At 46.4% G+C, this 18,062-nt stretch carries 15 protein-coding genes; 6 read left to right on the top strand and 9 right to left on the bottom strand.

Features of this window, described 5'->3' with window-relative positions; translation table 11 throughout:
- Positions 1-17: 17 nt before the first annotated feature.
- From atpG to glmU, 4 genes are all read left to right on the top strand, one after another.
- Positions 18-884, top strand: coding sequence for a F0F1 ATP synthase subunit gamma (gene atpG / locus AB6E08_RS06290; RefSeq protein ID WP_009848120.1), 867 nt, complete (start codon positions 18-20; stop codon positions 882-884).
- A 34-nt stretch (positions 885-918) separates the two neighbouring features.
- Entirely contained in the window at positions 919-2,322 is a 1,404-nt protein-coding gene (gene atpD, locus AB6E08_RS06285; RefSeq protein WP_009848119.1) for a F0F1 ATP synthase subunit beta, read from the top strand.
- Between the two features lie 18 nt (positions 2,323-2,340).
- A complete protein-coding gene (locus tag AB6E08_RS06280; protein ID WP_004735742.1) occupies positions 2,341-2,763 on the top strand; it encodes a F0F1 ATP synthase subunit epsilon in 423 nt (140 codons plus the stop codon).
- Between the two features lie 182 nt (positions 2,764-2,945).
- Positions 2,946-4,307: a bifunctional UDP-N-acetylglucosamine diphosphorylase/glucosamine-1-phosphate N-acetyltransferase GlmU gene (gene glmU / locus AB6E08_RS06275; protein WP_029222948.1), complete on the top strand. Its 1,362-nt coding sequence runs from the start codon at positions 2,946-2,948 to the stop codon at positions 4,305-4,307.
- 123 nt (positions 4,308-4,430) lie between these two features.
- On the opposite strand, the gene punC is transcribed toward glmU, so the two are convergent.
- The gene (gene punC / locus AB6E08_RS06270; protein WP_017099678.1) at positions 4,431-5,642 is read right to left on the bottom strand and encodes a purine nucleoside transporter PunC; all 1,212 of its coding nucleotides are present in this window, start codon (positions 5,640-5,642) and stop codon (positions 4,431-4,433) included.
- A gap of 163 nt (positions 5,643-5,805) precedes the next feature.
- On the opposite strand from punC, the gene punR reads away from it, so the two are divergent.
- Entirely contained in the window at positions 5,806-6,720 is a 915-nt protein-coding gene (punR, locus tag AB6E08_RS06265) for a DNA-binding transcriptional activator PunR (protein WP_009848116.1), read from the top strand.
- A 96-nt stretch (positions 6,721-6,816) separates the two neighbouring features.
- Here the strand turns inward: punR and ilvA are convergent, their stop codons facing one another.
- From ilvA to ilvG, 5 genes are read right to left on the bottom strand one after another with little or no spacing between them, the layout of a single operon-like run.
- Complete coding sequence (gene ilvA / locus AB6E08_RS06260) at positions 6,817-8,361, bottom strand: threonine ammonia-lyase, biosynthetic (protein ID WP_017099679.1); 1,545 nt, start codon at positions 8,359-8,361, stop codon at positions 6,817-6,819.
- Positions 8,362-8,363: 2 nt separating this feature from the next.
- A complete protein-coding gene (ilvD, locus tag AB6E08_RS06255) occupies positions 8,364-10,205 on the bottom strand; it encodes a dihydroxy-acid dehydratase (protein ID WP_009848114.1) in 1,842 nt (613 codons plus the stop codon).
- Positions 10,206-10,238: 33 nt separating this feature from the next.
- Entirely contained in the window at positions 10,239-11,207 is a 969-nt protein-coding gene (locus AB6E08_RS06250) for a branched-chain amino acid transaminase (protein WP_017103133.1), read from the bottom strand.
- Between the two features lie 12 nt (positions 11,208-11,219).
- Positions 11,220-11,504 carry an acetolactate synthase 2 small subunit gene (gene ilvM, locus AB6E08_RS06245; protein ID WP_009848112.1) on the bottom strand — a complete coding sequence of 95 codons (285 nt, stop codon included), beginning with the start codon at positions 11,502-11,504 and terminating at the stop codon, positions 11,220-11,222.
- A 1-nt stretch (position 11,505) separates the two neighbouring features.
- Positions 11,506-13,152, bottom strand: coding sequence for an acetolactate synthase 2 catalytic subunit (ilvG, locus tag AB6E08_RS06240; protein ID WP_017103134.1), 1,647 nt, complete (start codon positions 13,150-13,152; stop codon positions 11,506-11,508).
- 471 nt (positions 13,153-13,623) lie between these two features.
- Between ilvG and AB6E08_RS06235 the strand changes: the two genes are divergently transcribed.
- On the top strand, positions 13,624-15,147 hold the full coding sequence (locus tag AB6E08_RS06235) for a YifB family Mg chelatase-like AAA ATPase (RefSeq protein ID WP_135382206.1): 1,524 nt from the start codon (positions 13,624-13,626) through the stop codon (positions 15,145-15,147).
- Positions 15,148-15,288: 141 nt separating this feature from the next.
- Here the strand turns inward: AB6E08_RS06235 and AB6E08_RS06230 are convergent, their stop codons facing one another.
- The 3 genes from AB6E08_RS06230 to AB6E08_RS06220 form a co-directional block, all read right to left on the bottom strand.
- Positions 15,289-16,242: a DUF2860 domain-containing protein gene (locus tag AB6E08_RS06230; RefSeq protein ID WP_372064206.1), complete on the bottom strand. Its 954-nt coding sequence runs from the start codon at positions 16,240-16,242 to the stop codon at positions 15,289-15,291.
- 139 nt (positions 16,243-16,381) lie between these two features.
- Positions 16,382-16,981 carry a thiol:disulfide interchange protein DsbA/DsbL gene (locus AB6E08_RS06225; RefSeq protein ID WP_012605095.1) on the bottom strand — a complete coding sequence of 200 codons (600 nt, stop codon included), beginning with the start codon at positions 16,979-16,981 and terminating at the stop codon, positions 16,382-16,384.
- Between the two features lie 53 nt (positions 16,982-17,034).
- The gene (locus AB6E08_RS06220; protein WP_029225329.1) at positions 17,035-18,021 is read right to left on the bottom strand and encodes a serine/threonine protein kinase; all 987 of its coding nucleotides are present in this window, start codon (positions 18,019-18,021) and stop codon (positions 17,035-17,037) included.
- Between the last annotated feature and the right edge of the window lie 41 nt (positions 18,022-18,062).

Here is an 18,062-nt window from a genome sequence, read left to right as displayed (position 1 = left end):
ATTAACGGAGAGTAACGATGGCCGGCGCAAAAGAGATACGTAATAAAATCGGTAGTGTTAAAAGCACACAGAAGATTACGAAAGCAATGGAAATGGTAGCAGCTTCAAAAATGCGTCGTTCTCAAGACGCAATGGAAGCTACTCGTCCATATGCAGAAACAATGCGTAAAGTGATCGGTCATTTGGCTAATGGTAGCCTCGAGTATAAGCATCCTTATCTTGAGGAACGTGAAGCCAAACGTGTTGGTTACATCATCGTTTCTACAGACCGTGGTCTTTGTGGTGGTTTGAACATTAACTTGTTCAAGAAAGCCATGAACGACATGAAAGATTGGTCTGAGAAAGGTGCTGATGTTGAGCTTGCAATTGTAGGCTCTAAAGCAACAGCATTTTTCAACAACAGCGGCGCGAAAGTAGCAGCTCAAGTTTCTGGTCTGGGCGATCGTCCAAGCCTTGAAGACTTGATTGGCTCTGTGAGCGTTATGCTGAAGAAATATGATGAAGGCGAACTAGATCGCCTGTTCGTAGTGTTCAACAAGTTTGAAAACACTATGGTTCAAGAACCAACGATCGATCAATTACTTCCTTTGCCTAAATCAGACAGCGAAGAAATGAAACGCAGTCATTCTTGGGACTACATTTATGAGCCCGAGCCAAAACCACTACTAGATGCACTATTGGTTCGCTATGTCGAATCTCAAGTGTACCAAGGTGTGGTCGAGAACCTTGCTTGTGAGCAAGCGGCTCGAATGATTGCAATGAAATCAGCAACAGATAATGCTGGTGACATTATTGATGACTTAGAACTTGTGTATAACAAAGCCCGTCAATCGGCGATTACACAAGAACTTTCTGAGATCGTTTCAGGCGCAGCTGCGGTTTAAGCTTAGGTAAAACTAAATAGTTAGAGGATTAACGATGGCTACAGGTAAGATCGTACAGATCATCGGTGCGGTAGTCGACGTAGAGTTCCCACAGGGCGAAGTACCTCGTGTATACGATGCTCTGAATGTTAATGAAGTGAAAGAGCGTCTAGTTCTTGAAGTTCAGCAACAACTTGGCGGTGGCGTAGTTCGCGCAATCGTAATGGGTAGCTCTGATGGTTTACGTCGTGGTTTGACAGTTGAAAATACTGGCGCTCCAATCTCAGTACCAGTAGGTACTAAGACATTGGGTCGTATCATGAATGTCCTAGGTGACGCGATTGATGAGTGTGGCGAAATTGGTGCTGAAGAGCATTACGCCATTCACCGTGAAGCTCCAAGCTACGAAGAGCAGTCTAACGAGACAGCTCTTCTAGAAACTGGTGTTAAAGTAATCGACTTGATTTGTCCATTCGCTAAGGGTGGTAAAATCGGTCTATTCGGTGGTGCTGGTGTAGGTAAGACCGTTAACATGATGGAACTTATCAACAACATCGCACTTCAACACTCAGGCCTATCTGTATTTGCAGGTGTAGGTGAGCGTACTCGTGAAGGTAACGATTTCTACTTTGAGATGCAGGAAGCAGGTGTTGTAAACATCGAAAAACCTGAAGAATCAAAAGTAGCGATGGTTTACGGCCAGATGAACGAGCCACCAGGTAACCGTCTACGTGTTGCACTGACTGGTCTAACAATGGCAGAGCGTTTCCGTGACGAAGGTCGTGACGTTCTACTGTTCGTTGATAACATCTACCGTTACACACTAGCAGGTACTGAAGTATCAGCACTTCTAGGTCGTATGCCTTCTGCGGTAGGTTACCAACCTACACTAGCTGAAGAAATGGGTGTTCTACAAGAGCGTATCACGTCAACTAAAGCTGGTTCTATCACGTCTGTACAGGCGGTATACGTACCTGCGGATGACTTGACTGACCCGTCTCCAGCAACAACGTTCGCTCACTTGGATGCAACGGTTGTACTTAACCGTAACATCGCATCTATGGGTCTATACCCAGCGATCGACCCGCTAGATTCTACTTCACGTCAACTGGATCCATTGGTAGTTGGACAAGAACACTACGACATCGCTCGTGGCGTTCAGTCTACTCTTCAGCGCTATAAAGAGCTGAAAGATATCATTGCTATCCTAGGTATGGACGAGCTATCTGAAGAAGATAAGCAAGTTGTATCTCGTGCTCGTAAGATTGAGAAGTTCCTAACTCAGCCTTACCACGTAGCGGAAGTATTTACAGGTGACCCAGGCGTTTACGTACCTCTTAAAGAGACTCTACGTGGCTTCCAAGGTCTTCTATCTGGTGAATACGATGACATTCCAGAGCAAGCGTTCATGTACTGTGGTGCAATTGACGAAGCTATCGAGAATGCTAAGAAGCTATAAGGCTAACTAGGAGGCGATATGGCAGCAATAACCTTTCACCTAGACGTTGTAAGTGCCGAGAAACAAATTTTCTCTGGTCTTGTTGAGACGTTTCAGGTGACCGGTAGTGAGGGTGAGCTTGGTATTTTCCATGGTCACACTCCACTGCTGACCGCTATCAAGCCTGGTATGGTGCGTATTGTTAAGCAGCACGGCCACGAAGAAATTATTTATGTTTCTGGTGGTATGGTAGAAGTTCAGCCTGGTACAGCGACTGTACTGGCTGATACAGCTATCCGTGGTGAAGAGCTAGACGCAGCAAAGGCGGAAGAAGCTAAACGCAAGGCTGTGGAGAATATCCAAAATCAGCATGGCGACATAGACTTCGCACAAGCGGCCGGTGAACTGGCTAAAGCCATTGCTCAGTTACGAGTTATCGAACTGACAAAGCAGCGTCGTTAATCTTTTTAAGATTATAGACTCTGAGATAAAGGCGACCTAAGGGTCGCCTTTTTGCATTTTTAGGTTCTGAAAAATGCATCTTTTAAGCATCACTACTGGTTAAATGGTTATTGTGATTTAATTTTTTGGCCAAAAACGGTTACAATATCGGCTTAATAAAAATACTGTTGGATAGGTTTACAATGAAGTTTAGCGCAGTGATTCTCGCGGCGGGCAAAGGCACTCGCATGTATTCAAACACACCAAAGGTTCTGCACACGCTTGCGGGTAAGCCAATGGTGAAGCATGTTATCGATACATGTAATGGTTTAGGCGCTCAAAATATCAACCTGGTTTACGGCCACGGTGGTGATCAGATGAAGGCTACTCTAGCTGAAGAATCTGTAAATTGGGCACTGCAAGCTGAGCAGCTAGGTACTGGTCACGCTGTAGATCAAGCATCTGCACATTTCGCTGATGATGAAAAAGTTTTGGTGCTATACGGTGATGTTCCACTGATCTCTCCTGAAACCATTGAAAACCTATTAGACGCTCAACCAAACGGTGGTATCGCACTACTAACGGTCGTGTTAGACAACCCGATGGGCTACGGTCGTATCATTCGTCGCAATGGCCCGGTTGTCGCTATCGTTGAGCAAAAAGATGCAACCGATGAGCAGAAGCTTATCAAAGAGATTAATACTGGCGTTATGGTGGCTACTGGTGGCGATCTGAAGCGTTGGTTGTCTGGCTTAAGCAACGATAACGCACAAGGTGAATACTACCTGACTGACGTTATTGCAGCGGCTCACGATGAAGGGCGTGCGGTTGAGGCTGTACATCCAGTAAGCCCAATTGAAGTTGAAGGCGTGAATGACCGCTCACAACTGGCTCGTCTAGAGCGCGCTTACCAAGCTGAACAAGCAGACAAGCTATTGAAGCAAGGCGTAATGTTACGCGACCCAAGCCGCTTTGACTTACGTGGAGAATTGCAGTGTGGTATGGATGTTGAGATTGATACTAACGTTATCATTGAAGGCAGTGTAAGCATTGGCGACAATGTGGTTATCGGCACTGGTTGTGTACTTAAAGACTGTGAGATTGATGACAACACTATCGTTCGCCCATACAGCGTAATCGAAGGTGCGACAATTGGTGAAGACTGTACGGTTGGTCCATTCACTCGCTTACGTCCTGGAGCTGACATGCGTAACAATTCGCATGTAGGTAACTTTGTTGAAGTGAAGAACACTCGTCTTGGTGAGGGTTCTAAAGCGAATCACCTTACTTACCTAGGTGATGCTGAGATCGGTCAACGTGTAAATGTGGGTGCGGGTGCTATCACTTGTAACTACGATGGTGCGAACAAGTTTAAGACCATCATTGGCGATGACGTATTTGTTGGCTCTGACAGCCAATTAATAGCGCCTGTTACGATTGGTAATGGTGCTACCGTTGGTGCTGGCTCTACAGTAACGCGCGATGTTTCTGAAAATGAGCTAGTTATCAGCCGTGCGAAAGAGCGCAAGATTGCCAACTGGCAGCGTCCGACTAAGAAAAAGTAGTCTCAACTATAAATCAGATGACTGCGATAGAGCTAATAGCACTGCTACTGGTTTTTCTTAGATATCTAGATATAAAAAAAGAGCGATTAATCTCGCTCTTTTTTGTTTTCTTTAACCTAGAAACTAGTCTTGTTTCTCGTCAGCGACCACTCGAGAGTTGTCTGGTGTCGCGAAGTGTTCAGAAAGCTCTTTGTTTGAAACAATATAGCCAACCCACAATGCACCCAAACAAATCACAACCGCGATACCCGTTGCGCTTAGTGCTTGGCTAGCCATTGCCGCGACTAATGCACTTGATAGGCCACTGATACTGATTTGCAGGCTGTTTTGTAGGCCAGCAGCTGTTGCTGGGCTTTGCTTGGCACTTGATAGAGCACGGTTTACTACGATTGGGTAAAGTGCACCGTTTGCTACAGCAATTAAACAGAAAGGCGCAAGTAGAGGCCAGATTGACGTCAGTTCCCACTGTGATGCAATGAAGATAAGCATAGCTGCAACGCTGAACAAACCGATAAGATTTCTTAGTACAACGCCATCGCCATATTTCTTCACCGCTTGCTTACCGAAATAACCACCCGCCATGAACGCGATTGTCTGTGGGATAAAGCTCAAACCGATGTCTTTTGCTTCATAACCTAGCTGAGCCATTATCTCTGGCATACCCGTTAGGTAAGCGAAGAACGCTGCAGATGCCGAAGCAAACATTAAAACATTACCCATGTAAGGCTTTGATTTTATCAACATCTTGATGTCTGTCTTAATCGATGTCTGCTTTACTTCAGGCGCTTCTTTTGGTTGAGCCATTGTTGTTGCAATTAGTAGTGCGCCCATCAAAGTCAATGTAATGAAGATACTGTGCCAGCCAAAGCTGTCTGCTAGCAACACACCCAGTTGAGGTGCTAATGCTGGAGATAGCGCTACTAGAGGCATGATAGTAGCAAAAATTTGCTGGCTACTGCTCTGAGAGTAACGCTTGATAACCATGGCTTGCCAAATTACCGCAGGCGCACATACACCGATCGCTTGAATGAAGCGCAGTGTCAGTAGATGCCATACTTCGGTACTGAATGCTAAGCCAAATGAAGCTGCGGTGAATATTACTAGACCGACTGCCAGCGTGTTGCGGTGACCATACTTGTCACTTGCGAGACCCCAAAGAAGCTGACCTAGTGCCATACCACCAAGGAATACAGTTAGAGACAGAGCAATTTGCTCTGGGCCGGTTGCGAAATCAACTTCCATTGCCTTAAATGCAGGAAGGTACATATCAGTCGCAATAAAGCCAAGCATTGAAAGAACTGCAAGGTAGACTAATTGAAATTTAGAAATATTCATAAGATGCCATTAAGCTAAAGGTAGTGATGTTTTTATCATCAAAAAAATTGTTTGATATACAGAAGTGAAAGCCCCTGTTTATTTGTGCTGACATTCTATTTTTCAGACCTGATAAAATAAAACGCTAAAATATGTGGTTATCAATCAAAAAATTTGAAGGCTTATGTTCTCTAAATCCTCGTTAGAAATGCTCGACACTGTGGCGCGCTTGGGTAGTTTTACCGCAGCTGCTGAACAGTTGCACAAAGTGCCCTCAGCGATCAGCTATGGGGTTAGGCAGGTAGAGCAAGAGCTTGATGTTCTACTTTTCAGACGCTTACCAAGAAAAGTAGAGCTGACACCTGCAGGAGAGCTGTTTATTGAAGAGGCTCGTCAACTGCTGAGACAGATGGAAGAACTCAGTGCCCAGACTCGCCGAGCAGCGCGTGGTTGGAAGAAAACCTTGCGCCTAACGCTTGATAACGTGGTTAAGCTCGACAAGATGAAGCCTATGATTGAAGAGTTTTATCAAACCTTTGAGTTCGCTGAGCTGCAGATTAACATGGAAGTGTTTAACGGCTCTTGGGAAGCCATTGCACAGGGCAGGGCGGATGTCGTGATTGGTGCAACCTCGGCGATTCCGGTTGGTGGTGACTTTGAAGTTAAGGATATGGGGCGGTTAGATTGGGCATTTGTGATGTCACCCAGTCACCCGTGTGTGCGAGAGCAAAACCTTAATGAAGCCTTTGTCAGTCAATACCCAGCAATATGTTTGGATGATACCTCTAGTGTACTACCTAAGCGACACACAGGGCACTTTTCGAATCAAAGGCGTCTATTGTTACCTAACTGGTACAGTGCGATAGAGTGTCTTAAAAATGGTGTTGGGGTGGGTTACATGCCAAGGCATATCGCCGCACCTATTATTGAGCAAGGTTTGCTGGTAGAAAAAATATTGCCCGAGCCAAGCCCGCAGAGTCATTGCTGCTTAGTGTGGCGTAAAGACGACAACCATAAGTTGATCGAGTGGATGGTTAAGTATTTAGGATCGAGTGAACAGCTTCACCAAGATTGGTTGGATCATCGCAAAGCGATCTAATGATGTGATCCGTTGAAGATCATTCGGGTTAGGTTTTAGTCTCGCCCATAAAAAGAGCGAGTAAATACTCGCTCTTTTTGATTCGGTCGTTAACTCTTATGACAAGAAGAACTTGTAGGAAGGGTTATCGGTTTCATCTTTGCATTGGTAGCCGAGTTCTTCTAAGTGCGTAGAGAACTGAGCCAAATCGTCATCACCAAGCTCAAAACCACACAGCACGCGACCGTAATCAGCACCATGGTTACGATAGTTGAACAAGCTGATATTCCAGTGAGTCCCTAAGGTATCAAGGAATTTAATCAATGCCCCTGGGTATTCAGGGAACTCAAAGCTGTAAAGACGTTCTTTCAATGGCTTCGATGGTTTACCGCCAATCATGTAACGAATGTGCAGCTTTGCCATCTCGTCATCAGACAAGTCGACAACTGGGTAGCCGCCCTCACGTAGGTCATTGATGATGTGTTCGAGTTCTTCTTGTCCACCTTGTAGACGTACACCAACGAAGATATTCGCGAGGCTTTCGTCGTTGTGGCGGTAGTTAAACTCAGTCACCGCTCGACCACCAATAATGTTACAGAACTCTAGGAACGCACCTTGTCGTTCTGGAATAGTCACCGCAAGTAGACCTTCTCGCTTCTCACCCAATTCACAACGCTCAGAGACATAACGCAGACCGTGGAAGTTGGTGTTCGCACCAGAAAGTACCGTTGCTAGTTGCTTATTTTGCAGTTGGTTTTGTTCTGCAAACTTCTTAAGGCCTGCCAGAGCAAGCGCTCCTGAAGGCTCAGCAATTGCACGGGTGTCTTCAAATATGTCCTTTACCGCAGAGCAGATTTCATCGCTAGAGACTGTAATATGACCATCAATGTACTGTTGGCAAAGACGGAAGGTTTCTTCACCAATGCGTTTAACCGCAACACCATCAGCAAACATGCTGACCTGATCCAGTACCACTGGTTCACCCGCATCCAGTGCTGCTTTCAAGCAAGCTGAGTCTTCAGGCTCTACCGCAATCACTTTAATCTCTGGCATCAGTTGTTTGATAAGCACTGCAACACCAGCGGCTAAGCCACCACCACCAACCGGCACAAAGATATAATCCATGTGACCGTTTTGCTGCAGCATCTCCATGCCCATAGTACCTTGCCCTGCAATCACCAGTGGGTGATCGAAAGGAGGTACAAAGGTGAAGCCATGTTCAGCCGATAGGCGTTCCGCTTCCGCTTTTGCTTCATCGAAATTACTGCCGTGCAGAACCACGTTACCACCAAATCCGCGTACCGCATCAACCTTGATATCCGGCGTCGTTTTTGGCATCACAATCGTGGTCTGAATACCAAGCTTAGAACCGGACAGCGCCATACCTTGAGCATGGTTACCTGCCGATGCAGCAATCACACCTGCGGCTTTCTGTTGTTCAGAAAGGCTTGATACCATGTTGTAGGCACCACGTAGCTTGAACGAGTGCACCGGCTGACGGTCTTCTCGTTTAAGCTGAACCTGATTACCAATGCGCGCGCTTAAACGTGGCATATCCTGCAGAGGTGTCACGATTGCCGCTTCGTAAACCGGCGCTCTCAGGATCTGACGCAGATAATCTGCGCCAGTTTGTTTTTGGGGGCTGGAGGTGTCATCACTCATAGTTAGCCCTCAAGTTTAGACTTATCACGTACAGCGCCTTTGTCGGCACTGGTCGCCATGCTTGCATAAGCTTTCAGTGCGAAAGACACTTCACGCTGACGGTTTTCTGGTTTCCAGCCTAGTGCATCTTGTTTAACGCGACGTGCTTCAAGCTCTGCTTCTGGCACATCAAGTGTGATTGAGCGGCTAGGGATGTCGATAGTGATGATATCGCCAGTGTTTACTAGACCTATCACACCGCCACTTGCAGCTTCTGGAGATGCGTGACCGATAGACAGGCCTGATGTACCACCAGAGAAACGTCCGTCAGTTAGAAGCGCACACGACTTTCCTAGCCCCATAGATTTTAGGTAAGTCGTTGGGTAGAGCATCTCTTGCATACCCGGACCACCTTTAGGACCTTCGTAACGAATAACAACCACTTCGCCGGCTTTTACTTTACCCGCTAAGATGCCGTCTACTGCCGTATCTTGGCTTTCGAATACGATAGCAGGGCCTTGGAATTTAAGGTTTTCTTCATCAACACCCGCGGTCTTAACGATACAACCATCAACCGCGATGTTACCTGAAAGTACCGCTAGGCCGCCTTCTTGGCTGAATGCGTTTTCTTTAGTGCGAATACAACCTTCTTTGCGATCGTCATCAAGGCGATCCCAACGGCAATCTTGTGAGAAAGCTTTAGTTGTACGGATGCCCGCAGGGCCAGCACGGAAGAACTTAAGCACGGCTTCGTCTTCTGTCTGCATGATGTCGTACTGAGCAAGTTGCTCTTGCATGCTTAGACCAAGCACAGTGCGAGTTTGGTTGTTCAATAGACCTGCACGGTCAAGTTCACCAAGGATAGCCATTACGCCACCAGCACGGTGAACGTCTTCCATGTGGTACTTCGGTGTTGAAGGTGCCACTTTACATAGGTGTGGTACACGGCGAGACATCGCATCGATATCATCCATATCGAAATCAATGTCGCCTTCTTGAGCGGCTGCTAAAAGGTGAAGAACGGTGTTACTAGAACCACCCATTGCGATATCAAGCGCCATCGCATTATCGAAAGCAGCGCGGTTTGCGATGTTGCGTGGCAGTGCTGACTCGTCGTCTTGCTCGTAGTAACGCTTGGTTAGATCAACGATGCGCTTACCGGCATTGATGAACAGTTCTTCGCGGTCTGCGTGCGTCGCCAGCATTGAACCGTTACCCGGCTGAGATAGGCCAAGTGCTTCTGTTAGACAGTTCATTGAGTTTGCTGTGAACATACCTGAACATGAACCACAGGTTGGACATGCAGAACGTTCTACTTGCTCACTTTGCTCGTCTGAAATCGTTGGATCGGCGCCTTGAATCATCGCATCAACAAGGTCGAGCTTGATGATTTGATCTGAAAGCTTGGTTTTACCTGCTTCCATTGGACCGCCTGATACAAAGATCACTGGGATGTTAAGGCGCATTGCTGCCATCATCATTCCCGGAGTGATTTTGTCACAGTTAGAGATACACACCATCGCATCTGCACAGTGTGCATTGACCATGTACTCTACCGAGTCTGCGATAAGCTCACGTGATGGCAGTGAGTACAGCATACCGCCGTGGCCCATTGCGATACCATCATCGACTGCGATGGTGTTGAATTCTTTAGCGATACCGCCGGCTTTCTCGATTTCACCCGCAACCAGTTGACCCATGTCTTTAAGGTGAACGTGGCCTGGTACAAATTGAGTGAACGAGTTTACAACCGCGATGATCGGCTTACCGAAGTCATCATCTTTAACGCCAGTTGCACGCCATAAAGCGCGCGCACCAGCCATGTTGCGTCCGTGGGTAGTCGTTGCTGAACGATAGATTGGCATTGCTTAAATCCTTATAAAATATTTGGCTGTTGCTTACTTAGTTGTTTGCGTTTGGTTTGCTGAAGTTTGGTCTGCTGGGTAAACATAATCTAACCAGCCCCACTTATCTTCAGTCGTGCCATTGAATAAACCAAAGTAAGCCGCTTGAACTTTTTCAGTGATAGGACCGCGTTTGCCTTCACCTACTGTAATTTTGTCTACGCTGCGAACCGGAACGATTTCGGCAGCTGTGCCTGTCATGAATACTTCATCGGCAAGGTATAGTGCTTCACGAGCAATGTTCTCCTCACGGATCTCATAACCCATGTCTTTTGCTAGTGTCATGATCGAATCACGAGTGATACCCGGCAGAATTGCGCTGGTCGCTGGTGGCGTTGATAGTACGCCGTTACGTACCACAAAGATGTTCTCACCTGCACCCTCTGAAAGGTAACCATCAACACTCAGTGCGATGCCTTCATCGTAACCATGACGGCGAGCTTCACCACCAACCAGTAGTGAAGATAGGTAGTTACCACCGGCTTTTGCTGCGGTTGGGATAGTGTTTGGAGCGGCACGGTTCCAGCTAGAAATCATCGCATCAACGCCGTTTTCTAGCGCTTCTTCGCCTAGGTAAGAACCCCAAGGGAAAGCAGCGATGATCAGATCCATCTCTGTGTTTTCAGGCGGGCAAACACCTAAGCCAACGTTACCGACAAAGCCGAGAGGGCGGATGTACGCTGACTCTAGCTTATTTTGGCGTAGCGTTTCGCGAGTCGCATCCATAATTTCTTCCTCAGTGTAAGGAATAGGGAAGCGGTAGATTTTTGCTGAGTCTTTTAGGCGCTTAGCATGCTCTGGGTGACGGAAGATAACCGGACCCTTTGGTGTGTTGTAGCAACGAACACCTTCAAACACAGAAGTACCGTAGTGCATTGCGTGAGTCAGGACGTGAACGTTCGCCTCTGCCCAAGGAACCATCTCACCATTAAACCAAATATAGTCTGCTGTTTTAGCTGTCATGTTAGCGGTTCCTTATGCGTTTATCTTTTGTTGTAAGTTGTTGTTTGGCAATTCATTACGGCTGATCGAGATAACGTCAACGGTACGCACATCCCACAGTTTTTCGATTTGGTTTACCAAGAAAGAGATCGGACGCTCACTGTCGACAATGATCTCAACACTCGCCACTTTGCTTTCGTGGTTTTGAGTGCCAGCTACTTGCTTAACAATAAAGCCACGGTGGCGGATAACACGAAGAACACGCTCTAGTAGTACAGGCTTATCATCGGCTTTGATGTCTAATAGGTATCTTTTCATGTTATGTGTTCTCCAACATCTCACTGTTTGAAGCACCTGGCGGTACTAGTGGCCATACGTTCTCTTCTTCATCGATAAGAACATGAAGTAGGTAAGCGGTTTTGCTCTCTAGCATCTCTTTCAGTGCTGGTTCTACTTCTTCTTTACGCGTGATGGTTTTGCCCGGGATATCAAATGCTTTCGCTAGCATGACGAAATCCGGGTTGTCATCCAAGATGGTTTCACTGTGTCGGCCATCAAAGAACAGCGATTGCCATTGGCGAACCATGCCTAAGCGCGAGTTGTTAAGCAGCACCATTTTTACTGGGATTTGGCGACGCTTCAGCGTACCAAGCTCTTGAATGTTCATCATGAACGAGCCGTCACCTGAGATAAGTATAGATTGGTCATTAGGACGACCAACCGATGCACCCATGGCTGCAGGTAGGCCAAAGCCCATAGTGCCTAAGCCCGCTGAAGTGATGAAGTTTTGTGGATCGCGTGGCTGAATGTGTTGAGCTGCCCACATCTGATGTTGGCCAACATCGGTCGAAACCATAGAACTCGCAGGCATCATGTCTGACAGTTGTTTCAACAACAGAGGTGCGAAGATAAGGTCGCCAGGGTGGTCGTAACGCCATTTGAATGAGCTACGAAGGCCTTCGGAGTGATGAACCCAAGAAGAGATGTCTTGGCTTAGCTCCAGTTGAGGCATGATCTTGTTGATGTCACCACGAATTGGTGCATCGGCAAGACGTAGTTTGCTGAACTCAGCAGCATCGATATCAATATGGATAACTTTAGCGTGCGGTGCAAAGGTGTCGAGCTTACCAGTAACTCGGTCATCAAAACGAGCGCCAACAACAATTAACAGGTCACTTTCTTGAACCACTAGGTTAGCGGCTTTGGTGCCGTGCATACCCAGCATACCCAGGTAGTGTGGGTCGTCACGTTCAATGGTGCCTAAGCCTTTTAGTGTGCTTACTGCAGGCATTGGATTTAGACGTAAAAACTCACGAACTGCATCGGTTGCTTTCGCCAGTTGAACGCCACCACCTACGTATAAAACAGGACGAGTCGCTTGAGACAAGAAGTACTGAGCTTGCTCAATGGCATCCGTTGTCACTACGGGAATGGCTGGTGGTGTAAATTCAGGAAGAACTTTCACAGGGGACTCTGCTAATTGAACGTCTTTAGCTATATCGACAATAACCGGACCGGGACGTCCTGCTTTTGCAACGATAAATGCTTCAGCCAATGTCGGCGCAAGATCTTCAATATCGGTAACAAGGTAGCTGTGTTTAGTACATGACAGAGACATACCAATCACATCCATTTCTTGGAATGCATCGGTACCAATGTGGGAACTAGCAACTTGACCAGTGATAGCTACGAGTGGGATGGAATCCATAAAAGCATCAGCAAGACCTGTGACTAGGTTAGTTGCCCCCGGGCCTGAGGTTGCCATACAAACAGCGACGTCTTGCGTTGCTCGAGCCATACCGATAGCGGCCATTGCAGCGCCTTGCTCATGACGACATAGGATATGTTCAACCCCGCCGTCATAGAGTGCATCGTAGATTGGCATGATGGCACCGCCAGGGTAACCAAATACGGTCTCAATGCCTTGTTGCTTGAGTGCGGATACGACCAGTTCTGCGCCTTTCATCGTAATTCCTCCGTATTACCTTTGTTTTGGTAATTGTTTCCATTGTCTCTGCACATCTTGTGCTCCCATTCTTCCTGTAAATCGGCAAAGCCGAAAATGTTTCAAAATATAAAATCGAATGTCTAAATTAGAAAAAACCCCCGGACTTTTCAGTGCGGGGGTTTTTTCTAATTCGTGGTTACTTTTTTCCCACTCGCCCCCGCGCAGTCTCAATAATGACTACGATAATCAGGTTAATCAGTGCGTAAATGCGAGCGTTAAATGTCATAAAGTTCGAGTTTTCTCGTTTATTGTCTTAAGTAAATGTCTACATCTCTAGTGTTATCACACAAATCTGCTGCATGACAAGGAAAATGTCATTCTTTTTTCACATTAAAACACCATTCCACCACGCTATATAACAACCTTATCGCTTTGGTGAGCAATGAATATCCAGAGTGAATACTTTTAAATCAAAGACAAAGGAAAGTTATGGGACTCGCAATAATTCATAGCCGAGCTAGTGTGGGTGTAGAGGCACCAGAAGTGACTGTGGAAGTGCATATTAGCAACGGAATGCCCGGTTTTACGCTGGTGGGTTTACCTGAAACGACGGTTAAGGAATCTAAAGATCGAGTCAGGAGTGCCATCATCAATTCTCGCTTTGAATTTCCATCGAAAAGAATCACGGTCAACCTTGCACCTGCAGATTTACCCAAAGAGGGAGGACGTTTCGATCTGCCAATTGCGCTTGGGATTTTGGTGGCGTCAGATCAGCTTCCTACATCAAAAATAGTTCAACATGAATTTATCGGTGAGTTGGCGTTATCGGGAGAGCTGCGTTCAGTCAAAGGAGTGCTACCAGCAACATTAGCGGCGGATAGTGTTGAGCGATGCTTGGTGGTTCCGCACCATAACGGTGATCAGGCGGCCTTAGTTGGCAAGGGAGCGCATAAATCTGCACAAACCTTGTTGGAGGTTTGCGCTGATATGTGTGGCCAGGCTCAGCTTGGTTTATATCGAACCGAGCATCATCATGTCGATGTGTCTGATAATCGTGACCTACAAGATATTATTGGCCAGCAACAAGGTAAGCGAGCACTGGAGATCGCCGCAGCGGGCAACCATAACCTTCTTTTTCTCGGCCCGCCCGGAACTGGAAAAACCATGTTGGCGTCTCGATTGCGCGATTTGTTACCTGAGATGAGTGACGACGAGGCGATGGAAACCGCTTCGGTGGCTTCTTTAACACAACAAGAAATCAATCAATACAACTGGAAACAACGACCTTTCCGTTCTCCACACCATTCGAGTTCGATGGCAGCATTGGTCGGTGGTGGCTCGATACCTCGCCCCGGTGAGATCTCTTTAGCACATAATGGCTTATTGTTTCTTGATGAGATGCCAGAGTTTGAGCGTAAGGTACTTGATTCACTACGAGAGCCACTAGAGTCAGGTGAGATCATTATTTCACGCGTGGCAGGCAAGACACGTTTCCCTGCTCGCTTTCAATTAGTTGGTGCACTTAACCCAAGCCCAACAGGTTATTATGAGGGCAATCAAGCTCGAGCGAACCCGCAAATTATCCTGCGTTACCTCAATCGACTATCAGGGCCGTTATTGGATCGATTTGATATGTCGTTAGAGATCCCTCTATTGCCCAAAGGGATGTTAGCCGAAGGAGGTGACCGTGGTGAAACCACTCAAGTCGTGAAGCAACGAGTTAAACAAGCGCGTCAGTTGATGTTATCTCGAAACCATAAGTCGAACGCACTGTTAGGTAGCCGAGAAATTGAAAAGTACTGCCCATTGAGGCGTGAGGATGCAGAATTTCTGGAAACGGCTCTGCATCGATTAGGTTTATCAATTCGTGCTTATCATCGCATTATTAAGGTAGCGCGAACCATTGCAGACCTAGACGGTAACGAACAGATTGAAAAGAAGCATTTATCGGAAGCGCTTGGTTACCGAGCGATGGATCGATTGTTGAAGCAACTTACGGCTCAAGCGGTGTAGTCATACCAATCCTAGTAAACAACGGGTCATTTATTTACTGTGATTGGTATAGAAACAAGAAAGCCTGCTTTTTACGTAGGCTTTCGTTGTTATGAACCAATTGTTATGAACTAATGGTTATTAGCGATCAGTGATGCCTAACTAGAACTTGTAGTTCAGGCCGACTGAGACGATGTATTGTGATTCATCGTAGAAGGTAATGTTCGAGTCGCTGGTGCCGTAGCCCGCAAGTGAAACAAACGACCAGTTTTCCCAGTCCATGAATTGATCATATTCATACGCGGCAAATAGGTTGATGTTGTCGTCGCTGCGCTTCTTGCTGTAGATAGGGTTGCTTGCATCGTAAGAGCGTTGGTTATAGCCCGCTGTTAGTGCGTATTGGTGACGACCCATACCGCCAAACAAACTCACTTCACCGCCAAACTGTTCATAAGAGGCAGCTTTGCCATCGGCAGAACTTGATTGGTAAATCAATGATGGTACTAACATCATGGTGCGATTGATTGGTTGACGGTACTGACCTTTCAGATAGAAAGTATTGGCATCACGCTGAAGTTCTTCTCTAACTCGATCATCTTCTACATCTTTGGTGGCGTAGGCCATGTCTAACGAGAAAGCTGAGCCCGCAATGCTACTTAGTTTCAAACGAAAGGCATTGCCTGTTTCATCCGTTTTGGTGCGACCTGAAGTGGTGTTGTACGGATCGGCCCAAGTCGCACCAGACATGACAGTCGGCAGAAGTGAAGCGTCGATGGTCATGCCTGACTCTAGTTGGTATTTATAACCCAATTCAAGCACCACAGTACCTGTTGCTACGTCATCACGAGTTGTACCTGTGTATACCTGGTGATTTAATTTTTCGCCAAAGGTGTAAGCAATACTACCCAAAGGAGCGATAAGAAATGAGCTCTCAGATGAGGCTTTCTGGTTAATGGACGAAATGGTGCTATCTGCATCGGTATTAAAGTTTGAGGTGGAAGAGGTAACCCCTGTATTAATAGAAATTTCACCACTGAAACCTTGTTCGTCTGCAAGCTTGGCAAAAGCAGGAGAGGTTGCAATGCTCAGTGCCAAAAGCGTTATTTTTATTTTCATTCAAAGGCTCCTTGCCTACCAGTTCTTAGGACTGGATATTAATATCAGTAAAGCACAACGTTTTCAGGATGATTGTTTATCTATGAATATTTTTGAACTAGTGCAAAAAAGGAAGCCGAAGCTTCCTTTAATCAATACGTTACTTCTTAAGTAGGAAGTTAACGAGCTCGAAGTACTCATCGAGAGAGCTGATACCTTGAGCGTCTACTAGGTAGCGGTTGTTAACGACGACCGCAGGAACACCAGAAAGACCGCTGTCTTTGAATGCTTTGTCGAAGCGGCGAACCATAGAGTCGACTGCAAAGCCGTTGTATGCCGCATCGAATTTCTTAGCATCAACGCCTTCGTCTAGGAAGATTTGACGCAATTCTGCTTCATCGCGTGGTGGCTTGTTCATGGTGTGGATGCGGTTAAACATCACTGGCACCATTTTGTCTTCAACTTTCAGGGCAATCATGGTTGCGTAAGCTTTGCTCATTGGCAGACCCATGTTGCCACCCATGAATGAAACATGGTTCTTCTGTAGCTTAGCGTCTTTTGGTAGCTGTTGTTTTAGCTGCTGGATGATTGGTTCAAAGCTATTACAGTGTGGGCAGTAGAAAGAGAAGAACTCTGTCACCATTGGTTTTTTTGATGCTTCTAGATCGAGAACTTTGTAGTGTTCACCTTCGTTAAATTTCGCAGCGTGAGCTGAAAGGCTCAACATGATCAATGAGAAAAATGCGAATAGCTTTTTCATTTATCCAATCTCCATTATGTTTGAATTTTTATCTAGTTGTGTTGCGATTGCTGTTACCACTGAGGCATTAACGAAAGTGGTGGCTCTTGCAGGGTAGCAATTTGCTCTTTACAAGCAAGTACTTGTTGCTCCCAATATTTTGGATCATTAAACCATGGGAAGGCTAGAGGAAATGCAGGATCGTTCCATCGTTTCGCCAACCATGCCATGTAATGCACCATACGTAGACCGCGTAGTGGTTCGATTAGTTTCAGTTGCGCGGTATTAAAATCGCAAAATTCTTGATAGCTCTCTAGCAGAGTATCCAGTTGCATTAGCTTATCTTGACGCTCGCCGTTGAGCAGCATCCACAAATCTTGTATCGCAGGGCCGTTACGTGCGTCATCAAGATCGACGAACATTGGCCCGTCACGCCATAAGATATTGCCAGGGTGGCAGTCACCATGCAGGCGGATATTTTCAATATTGCTTGGCCACTGGCTCTCTAGCTCTTTGATCAGAAGGTCGACATCATTAAAGAACGCGTTCTCTAGGTGTGTCGGGATAAACTGAGAGTTCTCTAGAATTTTACGTGGTTGATAAAGGTATTCATCTAAGCTGATGGTTGGGCGATGTTGGAATGTTCTCCCCGCGCTGGCTTTATGAATACGACCAAGGAAACGCCCAACGCCTTCCAATTGGTCTAGATTGTCGACTTCGTACTGTCTGCCACCAACACTTTCAAATAAGGCAAATAGGTAGCCTTGATATTCATGCAAGGTTGCGCCGTTGACTCGTATGGGTGGAGCGACTGGCATCTCTTGTTCGATTAGCTCTAACGCGAAGTCGTGTTCTTCTTGGATCTGTGCTTTGTTCCAGCGCTGCGGACGATAAAACTTAACGACGTAGCGTTTACGGTCTTCATCGGTGAATTGATACACTCGATTTTCGTAACTGTTGAGAGCGAGAAGCCCGGATTCAGCACGGACTCCAATACTCTCCAGTGCGTACCACATGAAGTCAGGAGTCAGGTTATCAAAGTTAAAGGCTTGCATCGTCATAGAATAAAAAAGGCTCATTACTGAGCCTTTTTCCATTTATT

The sequence above is a fragment of the Vibrio sp. 10N.247.310.24 genome (assembly GCF_041467175.1).
In the GTDB taxonomy this organism is placed as follows: domain Bacteria; phylum Pseudomonadota; class Gammaproteobacteria; order Enterobacterales; family Vibrionaceae; genus Vibrio; species Vibrio tasmaniensis_A.
Note: the sequence above shows the minus strand (reverse complement) of the source record. Positions and strands in the feature narration are given on the sequence as shown.